Genomic DNA, 23,204 nt, shown 5'->3' with positions numbered 1-23,204 from the left:
TGAATGCGATGAAGGTCATTTGAGGAAACCGATGGAAAGCCAGGGCACGGCGGCGACGACGACCGTGCCGATCAGCAGCGCAAGCATGTAGCCCCAGATCGGCTTGATGCCTTCGGCGGGATCGATGCGGCCGATGGCGCAGGCTGCGTAATAGCCGACGCCGAACGGCGGCGCGAAGAGGCCGATGCCCATGGCGAGGACCACGATGATCGCATAGTGCACCTCGTGCACACCGACCGCGCGTGCGATCGGAAACAACAGCGGTCCGAAGAGCACGATCGCCGGAATTCCCTCGAGCACGCTGCCCAGAACGATGAAGGCCGCGATCGACACAGCGATGAAGGTCGCCGAACCACCGGGCAGCCCGGTCATCGCGGCGGCCAGCGCGCGCGAGAAGCCGGATTGAGTGAGGCCCCATGCCATGCCCGTGGCGGCTCCGATAATTAGCAGAATCGCACCTGACAGGCTCGCCGCCTCGATCAGCATGGGCATAAGCCTGCGCCAGTCGAAACTGCGGTAGACCAAGAGCCCGTAGACGAAATAGCCGACGATCAAGGTATAGACGATCCCGACGGTGGAGACTTCGGTCGCCGTCGCAACGCCCTCGACGACGGCGTAACGGATCACAAAGGGCAGCGTGATCGCGGGCAACGCGACGACGAACGCTTTTGCGATGTCGCCGCCACTGGCGCGCTTGACGTGACTGAGGTCTTCACCTCGATATCGCCACCAGACCAGCGCGCACAACGTCACCGCGAGGACCATGCCGGGCAGCAGCCCGGCCGTGAACAACGCCGCGATCGAGACGCCCGTGACGGAACCGATCGTGATGAGCACCAGGCTCGGCGGGATCGTCTCGGACTGAGCGCCGGTGGCGGCGAGCAAGGCGACGAGGTCACCAGGCTTGGCACCGCGTTGCCTCATCTCGGGAAACAACACGGGTACGACGGCCGCCATGTCTGCGGCCTTCGCTCCCGAGATGCCGGACACCAGATACATCGCGCCGACTAATACATAATGGAGGCCGCCGCGGACGTGGCCCAGGAGAGTTGCGAGGAAGGCAACCATGGCACGCGCCATGCCCGACATCTCGATCAGCAGCCCCAGAAACACGAACAGCGGCACCGAGAGCAGAATCAGGTGGCTCATGCCTTCGTCCATCCGGCCGACGAGCACCACCAGCGGCGTACGCGTGGTCAGGGCGAGATAGCCGAACACCGAAAGTCCGAAGCCGAAGGCGATCGGCACGCCGGAGAACACACAGAAGCCGGCAAGCCCCACGAAGAAGACGATGAGGTTGATGTTGCCCAGCGTTTGCAACCATGGCTGCGCCAGCCAGAACACGCCCATCAACAGGACGACCGAGAGGGCACCTGCCGCATCGAGCCTGAAATCGCCGATGCGCACAAGTCGAAGCAGCGCGAACACCGCCATCAGGAAGATGCCGACCGGTAGCGCCGCGGCGCGCCAAGTACCGCACAGCTCCAGGGCCGGCGTGATGATGAAGCTCTCTTCGTACGCGTACTCATAGGCAGGGCGTAGAATAAGAAGAAGGAAGGCCAGCGCCGCGGACGTTGCAAACACCTCGAGATAAGCCCAGAGCCGCGGGCCGGCGCTCGCCACGATCGCCGTCATGCGCATGTGCTCGTTGCGGCGGAACGCCACGACGGCGCCGAGCATCGCCAGCCATATGAAGAGGATCGACGCCAACTCGTCCGACCAGATCAGCGGCCGATGCAGAGCGTAGCGGCTGACGACTCCCGCAAACAGGAGCGCGATCTCGGCGACCACCAGAAACATCAACGGGATTTCGACGAGCGTACCGAGGCCACGTTCGAGCGATGCTGCAAGCGACCGGAAGCGGGACGGCTCGCGCGCCATCTCCGCCAGATGCACATCCGAGATTTCAGCGTGAGCCATGACGTCCTCGCTCGCTTTACGACAGCCTGCCGCTCACCTTCTCGAGCAGCGACCAGGCCTGCTCGCCGTATTTTGCTTTCCACTCGGCATAGAAGCCCGCGGCCCGGAGCTTCTCGCGGAACGGCGCCACGTCGGGCTGGTTGAACACCAGGCCCTTCGACGCCAGATCCTGCTGCAGGCCGGCATTGAGCTTGGCGACGTCAGCCCGCTCGTTCACGGCGGCCGCATTGATGTGCTTGGTGATGACAGTTTGCACGTCCGCGGGCATTGCCTTCCAGGCGCGGCGATTGGCGAGGAACCAGAAGCCGTCCCACATGTGACTGGTCAGCGAGCAATATTTCTGCACCTCGTAGAGCTTGGCGGTCGAAACGATGGCCAGCGGATTCTCCTGGCCGTCGACCACCCTGGTCTGCAACGCCGAATAGACCTCGCTGAAATTGATCGAGGCGGGCGCAGCTTCCAGTGCCTTGAACATCGAGGTCCAGAGCGGCGAAACCGGTACGCGGATCTTGAGGCCCTTGAAATCATCCGGGCCCGTGATCGGCTTGCTCCATGCCGTGGTCTGCCGGAAGCCGTTGTCCCAGATCTTCTCCATGACTTCGAGGCCAGCCTTGTTGATCTCGCCGCGCACGTAGGCGCCGAGATCGCCGTCCATGGCCTTCCAGACCGCGTCGTAGTCGGGGAACGCAAATCCGAGGCCGTTGATCGAGGCCGCCGGTACCAGCGTGGACAGGATCAGACCTGACAGCGTGAAGAATTCGAGGCCGCCGGAACGCACCTGGCTGAGCATATCGGTGTCGGAGCCAAGCTGGTTGTTCGGGAAGATCTGAATGTCGACCCGGCCGCCCGTCTCCGCCTTGATCGCCGCGACCATCTCGCGGGCCCGCACGTTCATCGGGTGCGTGTCCGGCAGATTGTTGGCGAATTTGTAGACCAGCTCGGCGTCTGCGGCGCGCGCGATGAATGGCGCGCCGATGGCGCTCGCGGCAGCGATGGTCGAGGACACGGTGGACAGAAAGGTACGGCGGGACAATCGCATGCTGGCCTCCAGAATGATGAACGTTCGGCTCCCAGGGAGATCCAAATAGCGGACCTCCTCTTGTTTCTTTTGACGGCGTGAAAAAGGTCCAGAAACTCGATCTCGTCAACAGGCCTGCGTTCAGACTATATTTCCAAGGCAAATTCACACAGCTCGCGGCAAGGGCGGTCCATATTGTGGATCGCTGTCGACAACGAAGGAAGGCATCGTGGATCAGCAGCGCCTCGTCGCCGCCCGCAAGGTGGTCCAGAAATCCAATCGCGCCTCGGAGGGCGGCGCACAGAGCGTCGACCGGGCCGCGACGATGCTCTTGCTGGTCGGCCGGGCCGGCACAGCGGGAGCCCGCCTCGCCGATTTGGTCGCTCAGTCCGACCTCACGAAGCCCACCGTGCACCGCATCTTGCTTGCGCTTGTACGGGCTGGCCTCCTCGACCAGGATGCGACCACGCGCGCCTATCATCTGGGCCCGGAGCTGTACGCACTTGGTGCTCTCGCCAGCCCGCGTTTTGGTATCCATGGCGCGTCGATCCGTTCACTTGTCCGGATGAGCGCACATTCGGGAGATAGCGCCTTCCTGTCAGTGCCGCGCGACGTCTACTCGATCTGCCTTCATCGAGAGGACGGCCCCTATCCGATACGGGTACAAGCCCTAGCGGCCGGCGACCGGCACCCGCTTGGCGTCGGCGCGGGAAGTCTGGCCATGCTGGCGGCCATGAGCGACACGGAGGTCGAAGCGGCCATTGCCGCGAATATCGCTGACGGATCCCTGCAGCCGCATCCGAACTACACGGTCGCGCGACTGAGGGAATTGGTGCGGGAGACTCGTGCAAATGGCTACGCCCTGAATCCGGGCCTGATGCTGGCGGGCTCCTGGGCGATCGGCATCGCTATCCGCGGCCCCGATAAGCGCCCGATCGGCGCACTCTCGATCGCGGCGATCGAGCATCGCATGAGCCCTGGCCGCCAGCGCGAGCTCGTGCCGCTGCTCAAGGCCGAGGCGCGGGAGGTCGAGAGCCGTTTGGGCAAGACGAAGGTCGGCGCGCTCCCCCGGACGAAACCGCCAGGCGTAAAATGAATGCGATGGTTTGCCCCATCGCGACTCGCGCGACGAACGGTCTTTGCAATGATCAGGCGAAGCCGGTCAGAGCTTAAGCCGTCGCCTTGGACAACAGCGCCTACTCGGCAACCAATGCTGGCCCACTGCCGGTTGCTCGGGGCGACGGCCGAGGTGATCAATGTTGTTCGTCGTCGGACATTCCTGCTTTTGGCTCCTTGTCTCCTTAAACTCATGACCATGCGAGACGGGACGTCGCCAGAAGAACGGCGGCGTTCTTGAGCAGAATGTCTGATTGATCTCGTGATCGATCGCCTCGGCAACTCTGTTGAGGCAATCTCATGACAGGCAAGACAAGACCAATCTCGATCCGTCTCGCAACGAGCGAGATCGAACAGATGCACGCGCGTGCTCACAGGCTTTCAGCAAACATTAGCGGCGTGATCCGCGACCCGATCCGCACCGGGCTTACTGGCGGCGACAACAAGGCGCTCGCCGATCGCTTGATGCGGATTCGAGCGCCGGATCGTCACTCTCGAACAGCAGGGCCAGGAGACCCACACGCGGGTTCAATCGATTGATAAGGCGGCGGGCAACCTGCTTGCGATGTTCGAGGCGCTGGGCCGCGCCGCTTCATTTTGAACAGCCGATCCGATCGCCTCAGGATGTGAGAGTGGCAGCCGCCATTGAGCGCATATGCTCCTGCGCCGAGATGCATTCGAACACGGGATAGAGGATCTGCTATCGAGGCACCACAGAGATGTCCAGCGAGGGGCGCAGTTCGGCGCAGACCGTCAGTACATCATGGATATCATTGGACATGAAGTCGTCGAACGGCGCGCTGTCGCTTGCGATGCCTTTGTCGATGGAAGGAAAGGCTTGCTGCTTGAGAATGTAGTCGAACCGTGATGCCCATTTGCGAGCGCCCAGCCGGGCCGTGGTCGAGCAATTGTCGATCATATAAGATGCGCCCTTGTAGCTCATGTATGGATTGAGCGAATCTACTGCCTCGATGATCGACTCGTTTGCGATTTCCGAGTACGGATGCCCCCTGTCCTTTAGGACATCGACCTGAGCCATCATGCAGGCGAGATAAACGCCAGCAGTCTCCGGATTGATGGGGGCATAGTTGCGCTGCGTGTTGGCGCGTGCCCTTTCCCCGACCACCCACATCTCCGTGTCGTCAATCTTACCCATCGGATAAGCGCTGTGCCGGCGGGTGGCCTGGATCACGCTACGGACTTCGTTTCCCGAGGCGACGTCGTCGTAGATTTCCTCGAGGATCTCGCGGCAGGGGCCGTATGATGCGTTGTAGGCGGCACGAAACATCGCCTTCTCATTCTCGTTGAGTTGCTCGTAGACTGCCTTCAGCCCCGAGCGTGAGATCAGCTTGCTGATCGGGCCTGTTATTGACTCTGCCGTGTTGATGAAGGCTTCATCCTCGGCCATACCTTGCCCTACAAAACGTGCATAGAGGCTCTCCGCAATCCCGTGCACGGCGCCAAGCAAAACCCCGCGCTCGCCGAAGATATCCGACTTGTACTCTGACTCGAGCGTGGTCTCGAAGGTATAGGGCGAGCCCAGTGCTACCGACCAGCCGAGCGCGTAGTCGATAGCCTTGCCGTCGACGTCCTGATGCACGGCAAAGCTCGCGTTGATGCCAGCGCCGTTGACGGCACGGCCCTGCTCGTAGAGCCGCCTCACTGACGGGCCCATTCCCTTTGGACAAACCGCAATAACATTGATGTCCTTTGGAAAGTCTTCTCCCTGCGCCCGTAAATGCGACAGCAGAAAGCCGTGGCTCAGTCCCAAAGTCGTGCCCGGCCGGAAGGCCGCGAAGACCGTCCGGTAGTTCTCGGCGAGCGCGGCGTCTGAGATCAACAGAAGCGACATCTCACTCTCTCGAATGACATCATACATCTCTCCCAGCGTTTTGCTCTCCTTGGTGAAGCCGAGGGCCGCGGCCTGCTTCATCGAAGCCGAGCCTTCACGCAGGCCGACCTTGACGCGGATACCCGAACCGTCCAGCGACTCACGGAGATTCTGCGCCTGAGCCGGCCCCTGCGAGGACCAGCCGATAACGCCAATCTGCCTGATGCCGTCAAAGGCTTTCGGCAGTATCGGAAACAGATGGCGGCCGCCGGCCAGAATCGTCTCTTCGCGGTCAGCCATTTTGATCACGCGGGTTTCGAATATCTTCGAGGCGAAGGTCATCTGGCAAGTCCCTCATAACGCATTGATTGTATCAACGAGAGCTGGTGGGTGGGTTCGATCGGACATATGCAGGCCAAAGATCTCTAACGGCGAACCTTCCGATCGAGCACGCTTTGCTCTTCAGCTCGACGCGACACCATTACGCAAGCGTGGACGACGGCCGTAATTGTCGATCTCATTGAGCGTAGGCCCAAGGCCGGTGCGGCGGGAAGCCTTCGGATCGGGCACTTCTGAGGGCTGACGCTGCAATTCGGACGTTGCGCTCCATCTGCTTTCCTTCGACATCCGTCAAATTGACCTCGGCACGATTACATCGATGAGTTGTATCCATATTATGGAGACCTCTCTACTCCAATTTTCGATGTCGTGTGGACTGTCCGCGCGCGAACAGGCTCGCCAAATTGTCGAGAACCTGCTTCTTCCGGCCATAGATCTGGTTCGGGTGAACGCCGTGCCGCTTCGCCAGCTCCGGCACCGTCGCGACCTCGCGCAGGGCCTCCAGAGCAATCTTGGCCTTGAATGCGGCATCGAACTTCTTGCGTGACTTCGTCATATCCGGGCTCCATCGGTTGAGACAGAGCAGGACGCTTCACACCTTGACGTCTGGTCCTATTTCCGGAGTCCACTTCAACCTCGCTCAATTCCACGGTGCATGCAGCAATCGAGATCGCCGGCCACCCGGCGACGGCGAGCCAGCCGCGCTCTGACACAACTCGCGCGCTTACCCAAAAGCGCAGTTGTTGCGCATTTCCAAAATCCCCCTGCCCCCTCTTTTAACCCCGTTGTGCGAACCCCACTACGCCTGGTCCGCGTTGGATCCGATGATTGGCCGCAACGGAACCGCCCAGCCCAGGAAAAGCGAAGCGGTCATGAATGCGCCGGACAGCTGCATCGCAAAGACCAGTCCGAACTCATTCGCAAGTAGGCCGGAGATCCAGCTCCCCACGGTCAGACCACCAACAAGAACGGTGTGAAAAATTGCGACGACACGCCCCACGATCCTTGCCGGTGACGACGCCTGGATGCTCACGTTCAGTGTCGAGACCGCGACCACCCAACAACCTCCGGTGATGATCTGGGCAGCCATCGTCACATGCTCCCATTGGCTCGAGGCGGTGAGAAGGATGCCTATCCCCACACCCGCGGACGAAACCCGCAATACTAGCTCGTTGCTGAAACGCAGCCGAATTGGGACGCCATAGAGCGCACCCAAAACGGCTCCGGCACCCCACCAGCCGAACAACCAACCATACAGATCAGCATTTCCACGCAGGAGGTCTTGAGCAACCAACGGCATCAGAGCCCATGTCGCGCTGCCCAGGAGACCAAACACCGCGCTGCGTAGGAGCAACGTTCGGATGACACGGCAGGAGCAGGCGTGACTGATTCCTGCTGTCATGGCGACCAGAACCCGCTCCCTTCCAGGCTGCGACGGCTGTCGCTCCTTGAGCCCAAAAGCCAGCACCGCGATGAGACCGACATAAGTTGCGCAATTCACGAGGAACGCGATCGCCGGCCCCGCCGCGACCAGGAGCACACCACCGATCGGCGGGCCTAACGTTCGCGCCAGGCTGAGCGAAAGACTATCTAGCGAAATGGCTGCCGATAGATCGGATTGCGGCACTTGCTCCGAGAGCGAGGACTGCCATGCAGGCTGGTATAGCGCCGCACCGCAGCCAGTGATAAACATTAGCAAGAGCAATGTCCAAGGCCCAATACAGTCCGCATAGGCCAACAGGGCGAGGGCCACAGACGCAGAAAGGCCCAGGTACTGCGAGATCAGCATTACGCCTCGCCGATCCCAAGCATCGGCGGACGCGCCCGCTACGAGAGAGAGCAACATGGTTGGCATCAAAATCGCCGTCTGGACCAGTGCGACCATGTCGGCCGACTTTGCCAAAGACGTCATCAGCCACGAAGCGCCCACGATTTGAACGAGGCTACCAAATCGCGAAAGAAGGCATGCTAGCCAAATCGATGTAAACACGCGATACCTGAACGGTCGTGCTATGGGCTCGCACCAGGCCGCTAACGGTTTTCCGATCATCCCGCGGCCTCACCATCCAGACAGCTTCGGGGACATTCGCGCGCTCACGTGATGCATTCGCTGCCGCCGCAACTTCCTACCCGGTCCCCGTCGGCACAGCCGTTAGCTGAGTACACATACACTCCCTCCGGCACTCGATATCTCCTTCGCAGTTCCGACTTGGCTGTTCGCACTTGTTCTAGAAGATCGCCACAGGAACGCTACTCGTCGAAAGCGACGCCCCCGCTCGGATCGCCCCACCTGCACATCGTCCACTCGACCGAAGCGGAAGAGGCAACGCAACCGCTATTCACAAACGCTGCCGCTAGCGACGTGCAGCCAGACACTCACACCAACCCAACCAAGGAAATCAGTTGCCGAGGATAATGGCCGGTATCAGACTCACTCGCCACATCGACGGCGTTCCGATCTAACAAACCACCCTGGTCGCGCTGCGCAGATTCGAGCCTGGACCCTAAACGAACGCGAACCGCTTTCGATCAAAGGACCGAACGAATTGATTGCGAATACGGTTCTCGAATTGGGTCGCGATTCACTCTTCCTAACCCTTCCCGATGCGATTGACCGGTGCGAGACTCTTCTGAAGATCGAAGGATTCAATCCCGCCGGATCAATCAAGCTACTACCCGCGATAGAGATGGTTTCCCAATTGGAGAGGCTCGGATCGATCGCACCGGGAAAACATACTCTCATAGAGCCTTCATCAGGAAATCTGGGCGACGCTCCAAGCATCGTTTCGAAGCAGCGTGGCTATCGGTTCATATGCGTTACAGATCCCAATATCACCGCACGCAGTCATCGACAGTCCTCCTTCGAATAGAGCGTGCCCAAAGTGCGGTTCAGGTCGCCAAGACCGTCTCGCACCAGTTCCCTGATCTTGCGCAGCGGGTGGTCCTTCGGGACACGCGCCTCTGGCGAAACATAAGAAAACAGGCCCCCCTGATCCTCGAACTTGCCTCGCATTCACCCCTCCGAGACTCGCCAAAACTGTTGAATCCCGAAAGTCGGATCAAAACGATAGTTCTTCAGCAGACTGCTAGAGCTCATCCGCAGCGCCCCTGGTTCGCGCTTAGCTCGATATGTGCAGGCCGGCGAAGTCACATATGCATCGTGCGATGCGCGTCGCATCGCTCGGATAGCAACCGGGCAAAAACGAACGACGGCTCTGCCTGTCAGAGCACCTCCACTCCTGCAGACTCACCACCAACGGCGCGATCATGCGCCGCGACTCATCACTCAAACGGGAACACCGTTCGTGCTACAAGCAGCATCGATCTCGAGACAATCGGTGATAGACTCTGTCTCCGAGCAGGACCATCGGCGCGATGAGGCATTTAAGACCGCCCGACCGGCTGATGCACGCTTGCGCTCGGACATGGCAACTCGCTGCAATGGAGAACGTGGTGGATGATGTGAACCGTCTCTCAACAATGTGCCCACGGCTCACCACCGCGCGATCTCAAGAGCGTCTCTTCGAGATGGTGAAGTCGATGCTAACGGAGTTTGGCATCGATCATTTTCTGTATCGCATTATTGAAATCCCCCGAACGAAAAACCGCGTACCGGTCATACACAGCTCTTATCCGCCGCACATCACAAAGCGCTATTCTGAAGCGTGCACGGTGGCAGATCCAGTCCTCTGGGCCTGCAGCAAATCGCGCCTCCCGATCGTGTGGGATGATTTCGACGATCGGGTTGCAGTTGACTGCTTCGGTTACGGGACCGGCATTAAGGTCCACGGCCTGAGCTTCCCTATCAGAGGTCCCGCCAGGGAATTTGCCATCTTCTCGGCAATTTACCGCGCTTCCAATGACAGCCTCTTGCGTCAGTATATTCCGGATCTCCTGCTGTTCGCGCATACAGTTCATGCGCAGGTATTGGTGCTCGCCGGGGTGGAGGAGAACACGCTCCAGGCGCGCAAATTGGCGCATGAGCCCCCACGCATTACCAGGCGAGAACTGCAGTGCCTGTCGTTGGCGGCCGACGGCCTGCAAAACAAGCAGATCGCGGCTCAACTCGGAATTTCCGAGCGGGTTGTGAGGGCCTATTTTGACTCAGCACGGGTCAAACTTGAATGCGAAAACCGAACGCACGTCGTGTCACGTGCAGTGGCCCTGAACTTGATCGCGCCGAAGCTTGGCTCTTTGAGCAGGATGGCCTGCCCTGCGGCCAGCTGACCAGCTGGAGAACGCCACCGAGCGGACGGAACCCTGCCGCGCACAGCCTATGACCCGCTCTCCGCGGCATAGCACGATTGACTCGTCTCCATCATCCTTCGCAAGTTGTTCCGCAAACTCTTCAATGGCCCTGCACGCCATTACGCACCCACTAGATTGCCGCCTGCGGAATGCTAAAACCATACTCAGCCGCAAACAATGACTCGATTTGCGTCCGACGAGCCGTCCGAAACCGATGCAGGGCGATGGTTCCCTTCTCCGTCAGCTCACCGGATGACAGCGAGGGCGGGATGCCAAGAACGCACGCGCGAACGATCCGCTCGGCATTATCGACACAGCCGGCATTGTGCTCACCAATAACCATTTTCAGAAACTCCTGCAGCGCGATCGAGCCCTGATCATTTCCCTCACAACTCTCCGACCACCGAAAATCCCGAACCGCGACCTCCTCGTTTATCCAGATCAAGGCGACCAGATACGGGCCATCAGGGCCTTCCAGAATCACGTCTCTGACGAGTGGCCCAGCACGGGATAGAAGTGATGCCTTGATACTGCTCGGTTGAACCCATGTGCCGGTCGCCAGCTTGAATTGTTCGGCAAACCGGCCTTCAAATCGAAGTCCGCGGCTGGGATTCTCTTCGTCAACAAACGACACCGAATCGCCCGTGATGAAGTACCCCTCGTCATCAAAGGCTCTTGCCGTCGCGTCCGTGTCGCCGAAATATCCGGGAGTGACGTTGGGCCCTTTCACCGCGATGGCGTAGTGGCCGTGACGTTTCGTCAGCCGGCACGTCATTCCGGGCAGCGGAACTCCGATCTGCCCCGCGCCCGAGATTGGAAAGTGCGTGACTGTGGTCGTAGAAGCCGTCTCAGTGAGACCCCAGCCGCACGCCCAGGGAGCCGGCGTTCCCCTGGTCGACCTGGCAAGCTCATCAATACCGGCCCAGAGGCCTGGCGAAAGCCCCGCACCGCCATACACCAACAGGTCCAGTCGGGAGAAGAACCGTTCCGTAAGCAATCTGCTCCTCTGCAGCATTGGCAACAGCAGAGAATATCCAGCAGGAACGTTTGTGTACCAGGTCGGACGAACTTCGGCGACATTGCGCAACGTCAGTTCGATCCCGCTCAGTGTAGGACGACCATTGTCTATGTATAGCGTTCCTCCATTTCGAAGCGTCATATTGAAGCTGTTATTACCTCCGGACGTATGACTCCAAGGCAACCAGTCGCACAGAACCGGCGGACGCTCCTCGACAAACTGCCAAAGCTGCGCCATTTGTTGTTGCTGAGCGCATAGCATGCGGTGCGTATTGATAACGCCCTTCGGGCTACCGGTTGTTCCTGAAGTGAACATTATCTTTGCGATCGAGTCCCCATGTAGGGCCGATCGTCTCATCTGCAGTTCGGCGGTCGCGTGATCTCGACGGTCTCCGGCGCCGGCAGGTCCAAGGGCGATCACGCGGTCAAAACTCACCCCTACGGCCTCGCCTATCGGCAAAGGACCGGCGGCGGCTAGCAGCGCTTGCGGACTCGCAAAGAGATATCCGGGCCGGGCCACCTCGCAGATCTCGCGGACGCGCTCTAGGCCGGTCCGCGTCGTCAAATAGCTTGGTGATATCTGTACCACAGCAATGCCCACCGACATCGCGGCCAATGACACGACACCATGCGCGATGCTGTTCTCGCTGATGATCAACAGACGGTCGCCATATGCGGAATTCAGCTCCACCAACAGCTCCGCAACAGAATCGACCCACCTCATTGCAGCCGAATAGGTGAGCTCGTACCAACGGCCCGCCGCTGATCGTTCGGCAAGAAATGCTCTCGACGGAGCTGCCTGCGCCCATTTCTGCAGGTGTGTCAGCAGGACATCCGGAAAGGGCCGCAGCGGCGCGCATGTCGAGAACAGGACGTCCTCTTTCCGCCGAACAACTCGTGTCAACGGTTCGGCCAAGACCGACGATCGACGGTCGGGACACTCGATATGCACTACGTTCCTCCCGTCAGTCACTTCCTCTGACCTGAGGCAGCGCCCTTTCCGCGCCTCAGTCTCTTGCGGTCGATGTGGGCCCGCTCCGCCGCAGACATCCTCCAATCGGAAAAGGAGGCGCGATTGCCTTGATGCTCAATAACCGGGCGGAAAATGCCCCCTCGGTATCAGCGCGCGCCAGTCCATTGCCTTGAGCGCTTCGTCTGCCTCCGGAACCATGAGACCGCTGTTTCGCAGCTCGCACAATTCCATTTGATCGAACCAAGCAACACTGTTCGTCGTCTCCGGCGGTCCTCCGATCAGTTCGGCTTTCACATAGAGAACCAGCAAGTGTTGATCGGCCGTTGTCTCAGTGAGGTGGACAACACCACCAACACGGAAATCCCGCCCGACTCGTTGGCGAGCTACCCGGAGCGCGGCTTCGCTATACTTCTCAAACGGCTCCACCGGCATCCTCGGGAAATCCCACCCGCTTTTCACGCTGACGAGAGGCCGCTGCATGAGGATGCGCGCTTTGTAGAGCGCAACGAGTGCGCATTGCAATCTGATCATCCGTATCCATGTCCGCTTCTGACGCTGGCGCTGTTCCCCACTTAATCTTACACCAGAACCTTCATTCCCACTCTCAAATCGGACGTCGTTGGAGTGCGATCACCGACGCTGGAGGCTTACAGAGCTCGGCCAACTCCTAGCTCACAGCCAGGACCCGGGCAGCGAAGAGCTCCTGCGCTTCCTGATAGAGCATGATATCCCATTCGTTCCGGCGGCTGACCAGATCCAGGCATCTCATCGAGATGTTATGGTCCTTAGGATAGTCTCCTACATTCCCGCTCACATACCTTGGAAGCTCCCAACCGAACAGCCCGGCAAACAACGCCATCGAGGCCCCAAACCTCTCCGTGATCCCGAACACGGAAAACTGGTTCCTGAGATTGCGCCTGGCGAGCTGAAAATGATCCCTGGTAACCCTCCCACGCTCGGAGACGGACATTCCAGAGATCGCCCGAACCTGGTAATTGTCCAGCTCCACGGTTATTTGGCTCATCAAGAATTCCTCGAGCCGTATCCTTCTTTGCGTCAGATAACCATTCAGATAGTTTCCACGCTCCTTCAGCGCATAGAAGTAGTACGACACCAGTCGATCCACTGGATCTCTCAACAACGTGACGTAGTTTGCATCTTTGATCTCGGGATCGAAGCCATACACAAAATGGCCCTTCAAGACTCTGAAGGAATTCTTCCGCCGCTTATCCTCTCGCAAGAAGTTGTCTAGCTTGTCATTGATGACGCTCGACAGTTTATCTCCATAGAAATTGGCGATCTCGCCTTCGCCATAGAGCGTTTCCAGCAGCCGACCGAACGTCACTCCTCCGGTCCGCGGTATGTGCACAAAGGCGATTTTGGGATAGTCTGTTCGCTGCGGGCCAATGTCGGTCATTTCGACCATCGAATCAGCTGCATCGCACGGCGCCTTGCCGCAGAGCGATCAGCGTATCCGCAAGCTCCTTGGCACAATCCCGAAGCAAATAGTGCCCGCGGTCCTCATATTCCACCAAGCCGACATGCTCCGATAGACAACCCCAGTCGCTGTATCTCTCTCTGTAGTTTGGCACGACTGCATCTTCGGAACCCACTATGCAGCAGACAGGCGCCGAGATTCCCCCCAACGCCGCCAGCGCTCTCTGCTCCAAGAGCCAATCGTAATACGCGTCGGCCATCCGGCAATCATAGCGAAAGTCGTTCAGAAAGAACGCGACCTCGTCCGGGCGCCGCGGAAGGCTCGCGCCAAGCGATCTCAGGCCTTCCAGGATTTCGGCGTCGCTCCGTAGATCAGTTGGCGCGTTGGCCGACCTGAAGAGAGCTCCACCGATGGCCAGTGCGCCGACCGGATCTCCTTGCCTGCAAAGGTGGATCGCAATGCTGATCGCCAGCGCTGACCCGTTGCACTGTCCAAACAATATGACCGGGACCTTCTCTTCGCTCGTCAACTCCTCGATGACCTTGCGCGTAATTCGCTCGATTTCCGCAAGCATCTCGTCCGCTGTGTTCACGAGGATTCTTGGCAGCTTCACGGCCAGGAGCGCAATGTCATCGGTTCTCGACGCGATTTCACGTCCCAGATCGTGGAAACTGATTGGATCGCCGCCTGAATTGGCGATCCCGACGACAACGACTTTCGCCGTCTCTCGCGTCCCTGCGACCGGAACGAGATAGCGCTCGCCCTCACTTTCGCTCAGCTCGATAGCACATGATATCGATCCCACCGTTCGCAAGTTGTAGATGTCGGTCACTTCCAGCGGCGGCCCGTATTTCGCGGCTACACGGATCGCCATGAACGAGTCCCCGCCCAAATCGAAAAAATCGTCCAGTTCTCCGACCCTTTCGACGCCGACGACTTCACCGATGATTCGCGCAAGTCGCAGCGCTGTATCGGTCGACGGAAGAGCGAACTCCGCACGGGGTGCGACCTCGCCCACCATGTCCCGGAGCGCATTTCGGTCCACCTTGCCATTTTCGAGCTTTGGCAACTCCGTCAAGACCTGAATGACTGCGGGTATCATGTAGTGAGGGAGCCTATCTCGCAGGCTCACCGCTGCCGCTTCCGGCTGCCCCTCTCCGACACCGACAACAAACGCACTCAGACTTGCGTCGCCGTTATGTCTCCTCACGTCGATTACCGCGGCCTGCTTGATCCAATCGATATCCAGGAGCGCACGCTCGATCTCTTCCAATTCGATCCGATGACCGTGCACCTTTACCTGCCTGTCCTTGCGACCATGAAACAGCAGGCTGCCATCCGGCAACATCTGTCCGATGTCGCCGGTCCGGTAGAGACGACCTCGGTATTTGTCAGGGAATGGGCTCTTCACGAATGCCGCATTGGTGGCGACGGAGGCGTTCAGGTATCCGCGGCCGACACCGGCTCCTGCTACGACGATTTCGCCTTTCTCACCGGTCGCCACGGGGAGCAGGTTCTCGTCAACGACGAACACATCGAAATTTGCCAGGACCTTGCCGATAGGAACTGGATTGCGGAGCGCTTGTCGCTCGCTCATGACATGGTGCGTGATGTCATCTCCTGCCTCCGTCGGGCCGTAAGCGTTCACGACGCAGGTCGTTGGCATGATGTCCCACCAACGGTTCACAAAGGCTGCGTCGACCGTCTCCCCTGTCAGGACAAGAACTTCCAACCGAAGCTTCCTCACTTCGCCGGCATGCTCCTCCAAGTGCTCGACCAGCAGGATCAGATAAGAGGGCACCAGTTCGAGCACACTGACGCTTTCGATCGCGGTCGTGGCTGCAAATCGGGCAACGTCGAATACTTCCTCCTCGCTGTAGACGACTGTCGTCCCTCCCGCCGTCAGCGCAGCAAACATCTGCCATACGGATATATCGAAGTTTGGGGAGGCGTTCTGCGCAACAACGCTGCGCTCCGTCATCCCGAAGTCGATCGTCTTGTTCAGAATGTTGTTCAGGACAGCCATATGCTCGATCATCACGCCTTTCGGACCACCGGTCGATCCCGATGTATAGATGACGTAAGCCAGGTCGCTGCCGGACACGTTGATGTCCGGGTTGCGGTCTGCTCCTGCCCTCCGATCGATGTCGTCTCCGATACTGTCGATATCGACCACGGAGGTGCGCCAGCCGTCAAATGGCTGGTTTGCTCCATCCGTTTTGATAACGAGGAGCATCTTGGAGTCTTGCACGACCGTGCGCAGGCGGTTAGCCGGCATATCCCGGTCGAGAGGAACGTAGGCCGCGCCAACCTTCCAGACCGCCAGAATCGCGATGATCAGCATGTCGCTCCGTGGCAGCATCAGTCCTATCAGCGTGTCGGGCTTGATGTCGGCGAACTCCGCCAAGAGATGGTTGGCCAGACAATTCGCGGCACGGTTCAGCTCCCCGTAGGTCCATCGTTTGCCATTATGGACCACAGCGATCTTATCCGGATCGCGCTCCGCCTGATTCTCGACGAGCTGGTGGACAAGATACCGGCCCAGACGCAATTCACCCTGCCGACATACCTTGCTAACGGGCTCGAGCAGCTCGTCGGACCCATGATCTTCTGGAAGCCACAGTCCAGCAACTGGATCGTTGGCTGATCGCCTGGAGATGTTCGTAACGCTCCGTTCCAACAGCTCCAGAAGTGGAGTGACATCGGCCTCACCAAAGCGAGCTCCATTGTAATAGAGCAGGAACTCCATATCGTCGTCTGGCGTCACCACCAACGTCAGATCATAATGGGTCCACCCTTCGTGATTGTAGTCGCCAAGCTGCAAGGCTCCAGTCTTCCATTTTTCCGCCTGCGGAAAGCTTTCCACCACGATTAGGGCGTCAAACATCTCCGAGACGGCTTCGAAATGCCCGCACTTTCGGATCGTCACCAAATCCAGACCGGCATACCTCTCCCGTTCGACCTGTTGATCTTGAACAGTCTGCAGCCAAAGGCCCAGCTCGCACTCCGGGTCGACGAGAATGCGCACGGGAACGGTCTCGATCAGCAGGCCGACAATGCTCTCTACGCCATCCAGCTCTATCGAGCGCCCGGAAGAGGTCAACCCGAATACAATGTCGCGCTCCCCACTGAGGAGAGACACCGCGTAAGCCCAGCTTGCCTGCACGACAGTCGCAATGGTGACCCGGCTGCCTCTGGCCCATTCCATGAGGCGAGCCGTTTCTGGCGCATTCAGAGTGAAGCTCGCCTTACGCCCCAGGAACTTCTCTCGTTTTCCGTTTGTATTTCTCTGCGGCAGCCCGGCGGCTCGCGTCAGTCCTGCAAGGTTCTTCCGCCAGTATTCGAGCGCCGGCTCTTTGGGCTGATGAAGGCGCCACTGAACATAATCTTCATAGGATACGGGCGATGGCAACCGATGCGGCTCGCGCCGACACTCGGCCTCGTATATTGCCGACAGTTCGTTCCACAGCAGCAATATGCTCCATCCGTCGAGCACACAGTGATGGTAGGTCAATACGATCTTTACGGTCTGGTCGACATCCGTAACCGACATAATTCGTATGAAGGGCGGGCGCTCGAAATTGAACGGCCTCTCAATTTCGCTCCTCAAAATATCCACGAACGCGGGTTGTTCCGATCCCTCCCTATTTGATAGATCGCACTCTCTCCACTCCAATTCAGCCTCGCCAAGAACCAGCTGCAGCGGCTGCTCTCTATCGAATCCGACGAATATGGTTCGAAGAATCGCGTGCCGCTCGACGATGCGGTTCCAGGCTGCCTTCAGCACGTCGCGCTCAACACCGGCGGCGACTCGTCGCCACATTTGCCCGGCGTACGCGCCCGGGCCCGCCTGCTCGTCGCGAGCGTTGCCGATGCCGTTCTGAAACAACAATCCGCGCTGCATGCCCGTCATCGGGTAGAGCGCCACCATTCCAGGATATCTCGTCAGCCAAACGTCCCGCTCATCGGATGTCACCCACTCGCAGGGCGATGCTCGCCTCTGCAGTGCCTTGGATTGACTACCATCCGTTACCGAGGACGGACTGACCGCGGCTACCAGCTCCTTGACGGAGTGGGTTTGAAACAGCTGTCGTGCCTGAACTGCAATTCCCGCCTCTTTCGCGCGGGTCGCGACTTGAATCGAGAGAAGCGAGTCTCCGCCCAGTTCGAGAAAGTTGGCTTCGTCGTCTATATGCTCGAGGCCGAGCACACTCTTCCACACATCGCGCAGCACACGCAGCTCGTTGTCGATCAACGCCTCCGTTTCGTCCTCGTACAGCGCGCCGTTGGTGTAGATGCCGTCAATCTGAGCGTGCGAATCACCGCAATCTGGAACACCCGGCAATAGCGTCGCCGTCCCTTCTGAGCCCTGGCTGAGAGTCTTGTCTGTCGTGGGCTGATCGCAATCAACACCCTTCGCAAGGATCGGTGCCGCCCTCTCAACTCTGTCCATGATCGATGTTGCCTCCACACCGCCCAACGGTCGCGCCTATGCCTCGAGACATTGCCCTCGAGACATTGCGCTCGAGACATTGCGTAAGGCGTCATACTCCGTCGCAACGATCCGTCACGAAGCGCGTACCGGACGCGACTCTACGCCCCCGGAATACCCCGGTAACCCCGTCGGTTTCGACGGGGGGCAAGACCCAACGTCGTCAGCGACGGCCGCAGATTCGTCCTGGCAGTGTCAAAAACGACGGGGTTACCAGGTTGCGAAGTCGGACTAGGCTTCCTCGGGAATCCTACCTTGAGCTCTCTAGTGAGGCCGGAGATCCCAACATGACGACAGATCTTCTAGTCAGGCCGTTGAGCGGAACGATCGGAGCCGAAGTTTCCAAAGTACGGCTGTCGCGCGATATTTCGAAGGAGACGATTTCTGCCATTCAGGCGGCCCTGTTGCGTTACAAGGTGCTATTCTTTCCGGACCAGTGCTCTTTCACCGAAGACGATCAGATCGCCTTTGGCATGCGGTTTGGCTCTCTGGAAACAGACTACCCATCCTTCGCCACGCGAATGAAAGATCGGCCCGAGGTCATCGTCTTCGATGGCGCCGCTCCGGCCGGACGCGCTTCGGTATGGCACACGGACGCAACGGTGTCCCGCACCCCTCCAATGGCAGGAATCATCCGCATTGCCGAGGTACCCGATCGGGGCGGCGACACAATGTGGTGCGACACCGCTTCAGCCTTCAATTCGCTTTCAGATCCGCTGAAGCAATTCCTGGCAACAAAGACCGCGGTTCATGACCTGTTTAGCGAGGAATACATCGAACGGACCGGAGTTCACCACCGTCACAGGACCGATGTAGATCTTTCAAAGGTGTCCCGATGCGAGCATCCGGTCGTGAGAGTCCATCCAGAGACTGGTGAGCAATGCTTGTTCATCAATCCGCTCTTCACGTCCCATATTGTGGGTCTCCATTCGCGCGAGAGTGCCTTGCTCCTCAACTACCTCTTTGAGCAGATGCAAAGACCGGAATTCACGGTCCGACGTCACTGGTCAAGGAACGACGTTGGCTTTTGGGACAACCGGTGCACCATGCACGCCGCCATCGATGACTACGGCACCGGCCGACGGCTCGCCTATCGGGTCTGCATCAAGGGAGACGTTCCGGTTGGATCGCCCTCACTTTCGATGCAGCATTAGGCTTGGTCCGAACGACGAGGGGCGCCCACGTCGGCGAGGGACGTTCGCATGCGCAGGACCCTTTTCGGGAAACGTCAATGAATGTCGATTTTAGCAATTCTTGCTTCCTCCGGTCCAGCAATGTCCTTGCGCACGTCAATCGTCTGAATTGGCGGGCTGAGGTCCTCATCGCGAGAGCTCCTGACGCCGTAAGAGGCAAGCGAATACTCGATCTTGCAAGTCACGATGGTCGCTTTGCTTACGCGGCGCTGCAGTGCGGAGCCAAATCGGTTGTCGGCGTTGAGGCTCGAGAAGCGCACGTCGCGAGTGCATACGGCAATCTACGCACATTCCCCGAATTCGACGGACGCTACGAATTCATCGAGAGCGATCTCGTCACCTTTCTCAGCAACACACCCGCACATGCGTTCGACACCATCCTGTGCTTCGGCATCTTCAGCCACCTGATCGAACAGGTCGAAGTGTTACGCGAGGTCCGGCGAATACAACCCGAGTTTTTCATACTTGACTGTTGGGTCGCAAGAGAGGCTTTGAACGTCCTCGAACGCTGGCGCAACATTCGGGTCAATTCTATCGTTGCTGTCTTGCAACAAGGAAAAGCCACTGTCGACTCGATACCGCTCCGGCTCATGCGCCTCGTTAGCGAATTACGAAATCCGCGGATCTACAAGACCGGAAAACTTGTATTCCTATACGAAGACGCACAAGCGAACGGCGCGACGATCCGGGAAAGCGGGCTCATGGCTTGGGCAAACGGCTCTCTCATAGAGATGCTGCTTGATCATTTCGCCTTTGATTGCAAGGAGATCGATTGGCTTGATCAAAGCGTCGTGGACTGGTCTGACCTATGGGACTATAAGACGGGTGATCGGAAGTCCTGGATTGCTCAACCTAAAAACCTGATTAGATCGACGCGGGGTGGCGTTCCTCGAGCACCGCACCAGCAATAGGCTCCGCAAACCTAGACTAGCCGACAGCCCACCATTATCCCGCAGTGACACCCTAGGCGTCCAGCTTGATGCCGCCCACGCAACTGCGCGCTGGCTGATCTGCGCTGCCTCGGTCCGCCGCTCTCCGGCGGAAAACGAAACCAGCACAGAATTTCCAAATAAGGGGGATGCCGAATTTCCAAATGCGACCGAAAGCATGACGGAAGCATGCGACTTTATTCAACGACATCATAGGAATAGACCGGCTGGGGCGGGAGGGATCGAACCTCCGAATGGCGGAATCAAAATCCGCCGCCCTTCATCCCCTGTCACTGCCGGGCCATCTCGGCATTGCCGACGCTCTCGCCGTCCAGGCTCTGCTCGTCCTGCATCGTCACGATCACGTGCGAGAGCCGTCCAGTGAACGCGAACGGCGCGGTGTAGTCCGACACCGGACTGCCGCGGTCATGGCCGATGTCGAGCCCCGACCACGAGATCAGCGTGTGGAAGGCGAGCTGCGTCGTCAGCGCGCCCACCTCCTCGCCGTCGATCAGCAGCGTGTACTGGCTGATGCCGGTGCGCGCGCCCTTGGCCGGCTCGCTCTCGCGCCTGAGACGCTCGACGCGCAGACCCAGGCGATGTGATCCCGCCGGAACCCGGCGGGTCGAGCTGATAATCTCGTGGCGGCCGCCGATGTTGAGATCGTGCACGAGGTGGCCGTCCTTGACATAGAGGCTGTAGCCGGAGGTCGCATCGCCATGGGCGATGAGCACGCCTGACGCGCCGTCCTCGCCGATCTCGATATGGGCCTCGATCAGGTAGTCGCGGCTGCGCACGTCGGGCGCGACGTCGGTCGGAACATGACCCATGCCGGCGTGGAACACGAAACGCGTGCGCGCGCCGTGGAAGCGCGCGGCGTTCTCCGCGAAGCGCGGGCCGAAGCGGTCGTCGAGCGGCAGCACCTGATGCGCCTCCGCCTGCTCCCACCACAGCCTCACCAGCGCCGCGAGGCGTTCCGGCTGCTCCGCGGCGAGATCGTGCGTCTCGGAGAAGTCCTTGGCGAGGTGGAACAGCTCCCATCTGTCGTTGTCGAACGGCGTGCCCGAGGGGTGAAACGCCACCGCCTTCCAGCCGTCGTGCCAGAGGCCGCGATGGCCGAACATCTCGAAATATTGTGGCGCCGGCTTCGACGGCGCGGCAGCATCGGCGATCGAAGCGGCGAAGCTCACGCCTTCCAGCGGCATCTGAGGCACGCCGGCGATCGTGGCCGGCGCGTCGATGCCGATCAGCTCCAGCAGCGTCGGCACCAAGTCGCAGGCATGGACGAACTGGTGGCGCAGCTCCCCGCGTGCAGCGATCCGCTGCGGCCATGACAGCACGAAGGGATCGCGGATGCCGCCACCATGGGTGTTCTGCTTGTAGCGCTTGAGCGGCGTGTTGGACGTCATGGCCCAGCCATGCGGGAAATTGGAATGCGTATCCGGCCCGCCGATGTCGTCGATGCGCGCGAGCTTCTCGGTGATCGGCTCGGGCTTGAAATTAAACGGCCCCATGGCGTTGACGAAGCCGAGCGGCCCGCCCTCCTGGCTGGCGCCATTGTCGGACATCACGATAACAAGCGTGTCGTCGCGCTGGCCGGTCTTCTCCAGGAACGCGATCAGCCGCGCCAGATGCTGGTCGGCGTGATCGAGCATGCCGGCGAAGGCCGATTGCAGCCGGGTGAAGACGCGCCGCTCGTCGTCGGAATGCGCCTCCCAGGCCTTTACGCCGTCGTTGCGCGGCGGCAGGCGTGTATTCTCCGGTACCAGGCCCATCGCCTTCTGCCGCGCCAGGCGCTGGTCGCGCTCGACGTCCCAGCCATGGGCGAAGACGGAATCGTAGCGCGTGATGATGTCGCGCGGCGCCTGGTGCGGCGCGTGGCAGGCGCCGAGCGCGAGCCACGTCAGCCACGGCAATTCCGGGCGATCGGCGGTGTGGTCGGCGATGAAGCGGATGGCCTGATCGACCAGGTCGGCCGTCAGGTGATAGCCATCGGCGAAGCTTCCGGGCGGCGTGATGTGCGTGTTGTCGAGCACGAGCTCCGGCGCATATTGATCGGTCTCGGCGTCCAGGAAGCCGTAGAAGCGGTCGAAGCCGCGGCCGAGCGGCCAGCCGTCGAACGGCCCCGTCGCGCCGCTCTCTGTCAGCGGCGTCACGTGCCACTTGCCGACCATGTAGTTGCGATAGGCATGAGTGCGCAACATCTCGGCCAGCGTCCCCGCCTCGCGCGCGATCTTGCCGCGATAGCCGGGATACCCGCTGTCGAAATTGGCGAGACATCCGACGCCGACGGAATGATGGTTGCGTCCGGTCAGCAGCGCCGCCCGCGTCGTCGAGCACATCGCCGTGGTGTGGAAGCCGGAATAGCGCAGGCCCTGCGCCGCCAGCGCATCGATCGCGGGGGTGCGGATCGGCGAGCCGTAGCAGCCGAAATCGGAGAAGCCGACATCGTCGAACAGCACCACCAGGATGTTCGGCGCCGCTTTCGGCGGCTGCTGCGGCGTCGGCCACCACGGTTTGGAGCCTGCGATGGTCCTGCCGATCGTGCCGCCGAATGCGGGTTTGCTCATGGCTCGTCCTCCCTGTCGCTCCCGGATCGGCCGCAGCTTCACCGTCGTGAGCTTTTTTTGATTTGCATCCGTCCGCGATGCCCATGCCAAGCGGCACAACGGCGCTTGCCTCAGATAATA

Annotated in this window: 17 protein-coding genes and 1 tRNA gene; 6 read left to right on the top strand and 12 right to left on the bottom strand. The window is 59.9% G+C overall.

Translation table 11 applies throughout. The annotated features are described in order from the left end of the window. Positions 1 to 15: 15 nt before the first annotated feature. Both LQG66_RS01045 and LQG66_RS01040 read right to left on the bottom strand, forming a co-directional pair. The gene (locus LQG66_RS01045) at positions 16 to 1,920 is read right to left on the bottom strand and encodes a TRAP transporter large permease (protein ID WP_231322416.1); all 1,905 of its coding nucleotides are present in this window, start codon (positions 1,918 to 1,920) and stop codon (positions 16 to 18) included. Between the two features lie 16 nt (positions 1,921 to 1,936). Beyond that, positions 1,937 to 2,959: a TRAP transporter substrate-binding protein gene (locus LQG66_RS01040; protein ID WP_231322414.1), complete on the bottom strand. Its 1,023-nt coding sequence runs from the start codon at positions 2,957 to 2,959 to the stop codon at positions 1,937 to 1,939. Positions 2,960 to 3,167: 208 nt separating this feature from the next. Between LQG66_RS01040 and LQG66_RS01035 the strand changes: the two genes are divergently transcribed. Both LQG66_RS01035 and LQG66_RS01030 read left to right on the top strand, forming a co-directional pair. Continuing rightward, entirely contained in the window at positions 3,168 to 4,034 is an 867-nt protein-coding gene (locus tag LQG66_RS01035; protein ID WP_231322412.1) for an IclR family transcriptional regulator, read from the top strand. 320 nt (positions 4,035 to 4,354) lie between these two features. Then, positions 4,355 to 4,594 (top strand): hypothetical protein, encoded by a 240-nt coding sequence (locus LQG66_RS01030; RefSeq protein WP_231322410.1) that lies wholly within the window; start codon positions 4,355 to 4,357, stop codon positions 4,592 to 4,594. Positions 4,595 to 4,754: 160 nt separating this feature from the next. Here the strand turns inward: LQG66_RS01030 and LQG66_RS01025 are convergent, their stop codons facing one another. The 3 genes from LQG66_RS01025 to LQG66_RS01015 form a co-directional block, all read right to left on the bottom strand. Next, the gene (locus LQG66_RS01025) at positions 4,755 to 6,227 is read right to left on the bottom strand and encodes a ketol-acid reductoisomerase (RefSeq protein WP_231322406.1); all 1,473 of its coding nucleotides are present in this window, start codon (positions 6,225 to 6,227) and stop codon (positions 4,755 to 4,757) included. Between the two features lie 346 nt (positions 6,228 to 6,573). Next, complete coding sequence (locus LQG66_RS01020) at positions 6,574 to 6,780, bottom strand: transposase (RefSeq protein ID WP_231322404.1); 207 nt, start codon at positions 6,778 to 6,780, stop codon at positions 6,574 to 6,576. A gap of 243 nt (positions 6,781 to 7,023) precedes the next feature. Continuing rightward, entirely contained in the window at positions 7,024 to 8,274 is a 1,251-nt protein-coding gene (locus LQG66_RS01015) for an MFS transporter (RefSeq protein WP_231322401.1), read from the bottom strand. Positions 8,275 to 8,770: 496 nt separating this feature from the next. Here LQG66_RS01015 and LQG66_RS37365 point away from each other — a divergent pair, with 496 nt between their 5' ends. After that, the gene (locus LQG66_RS37365; RefSeq protein ID WP_425601276.1) at positions 8,771 to 9,094 is read left to right on the top strand and encodes a pyridoxal-phosphate dependent enzyme; all 324 of its coding nucleotides are present in this window, start codon (positions 8,771 to 8,773) and stop codon (positions 9,092 to 9,094) included. Here LQG66_RS37365 and LQG66_RS01010 read toward each other — a convergent pair. Next, the gene (locus tag LQG66_RS01010) at positions 9,070 to 9,237 is read right to left on the bottom strand and encodes a hypothetical protein (protein WP_231328092.1); all 168 of its coding nucleotides are present in this window, start codon (positions 9,235 to 9,237) and stop codon (positions 9,070 to 9,072) included. The two genes, LQG66_RS37365 and LQG66_RS01010, sit on opposite strands and share 25 nt — an antisense overlap. Positions 9,238 to 9,677: 440 nt before the next feature. On the opposite strand from LQG66_RS01010, the gene LQG66_RS01005 reads away from it, so the two are divergent. Next, on the top strand, positions 9,678 to 10,451 hold the full coding sequence (locus LQG66_RS01005) for a helix-turn-helix transcriptional regulator (protein ID WP_231322399.1): 774 nt from the start codon (positions 9,678 to 9,680) through the stop codon (positions 10,449 to 10,451). 151 nt (positions 10,452 to 10,602) lie between these two features. Here the strand turns inward: LQG66_RS01005 and LQG66_RS01000 are convergent, their stop codons facing one another. The 4 genes from LQG66_RS01000 to LQG66_RS00985 all read right to left on the bottom strand — a co-directional run bounded on the left by LQG66_RS01000 (position 10,603) and on the right by LQG66_RS00985 (position 18,353). Beyond that, positions 10,603 to 12,405, bottom strand: coding sequence for an AMP-binding protein (locus LQG66_RS01000; RefSeq protein ID WP_231322396.1), 1,803 nt, complete (start codon positions 12,403 to 12,405; stop codon positions 10,603 to 10,605). Between the two features lie 171 nt (positions 12,406 to 12,576). After that, the gene (locus LQG66_RS00995) at positions 12,577 to 12,993 is read right to left on the bottom strand and encodes an NUDIX hydrolase (RefSeq protein ID WP_231322394.1); all 417 of its coding nucleotides are present in this window, start codon (positions 12,991 to 12,993) and stop codon (positions 12,577 to 12,579) included. Between the two features lie 136 nt (positions 12,994 to 13,129). Then, positions 13,130 to 13,888, bottom strand: coding sequence for a sulfotransferase family 2 domain-containing protein (locus LQG66_RS00990; RefSeq protein ID WP_231322391.1), 759 nt, complete (start codon positions 13,886 to 13,888; stop codon positions 13,130 to 13,132). Positions 13,889 to 13,892: 4 nt separating this feature from the next. Beyond that, complete coding sequence (locus LQG66_RS00985; RefSeq protein ID WP_231322389.1) at positions 13,893 to 18,353, bottom strand: non-ribosomal peptide synthetase; 4,461 nt, start codon at positions 18,351 to 18,353, stop codon at positions 13,893 to 13,895. A 326-nt stretch (positions 18,354 to 18,679) separates the two neighbouring features. Between LQG66_RS00985 and LQG66_RS00980 the strand changes: the two genes are divergently transcribed. Beyond that, positions 18,680 to 19,546, top strand: a complete 867-nt coding sequence (locus tag LQG66_RS00980) for a TauD/TfdA dioxygenase family protein (RefSeq protein WP_231322386.1) — start codon at positions 18,680 to 18,682, stop codon at positions 19,544 to 19,546. A gap of 77 nt (positions 19,547 to 19,623) precedes the next feature. Beyond that, positions 19,624 to 20,496 (top strand): class I SAM-dependent methyltransferase, encoded by an 873-nt coding sequence (locus LQG66_RS00975; RefSeq protein ID WP_231322382.1) that lies wholly within the window; start codon positions 19,624 to 19,626, stop codon positions 20,494 to 20,496. A 246-nt stretch (positions 20,497 to 20,742) separates the two neighbouring features. Here LQG66_RS00975 and LQG66_RS00970 read toward each other — a convergent pair. After that, a tRNA-Gln gene (locus LQG66_RS00970) sits at positions 20,743 to 20,825 on the bottom strand. Next, the gene (locus tag LQG66_RS00965) at positions 20,805 to 23,084 is read right to left on the bottom strand and encodes an arylsulfatase (protein ID WP_231322379.1); all 2,280 of its coding nucleotides are present in this window, start codon (positions 23,082 to 23,084) and stop codon (positions 20,805 to 20,807) included. The genes LQG66_RS00970 and LQG66_RS00965 overlap by 21 nt, the downstream gene beginning before the upstream one ends. Between the last annotated feature and the right edge of the window lie 120 nt (positions 23,085 to 23,204).

Source organism: Bradyrhizobium ontarionense (assembly GCF_021088345.1).
Lineage (GTDB): Bacteria > Pseudomonadota > Alphaproteobacteria > Rhizobiales > Xanthobacteraceae > Bradyrhizobium > Bradyrhizobium ontarionense.
The sequence above is the reverse complement of the archived record's forward strand: the minus strand, read 5'-3'. Positions and strand labels throughout refer to the sequence as shown.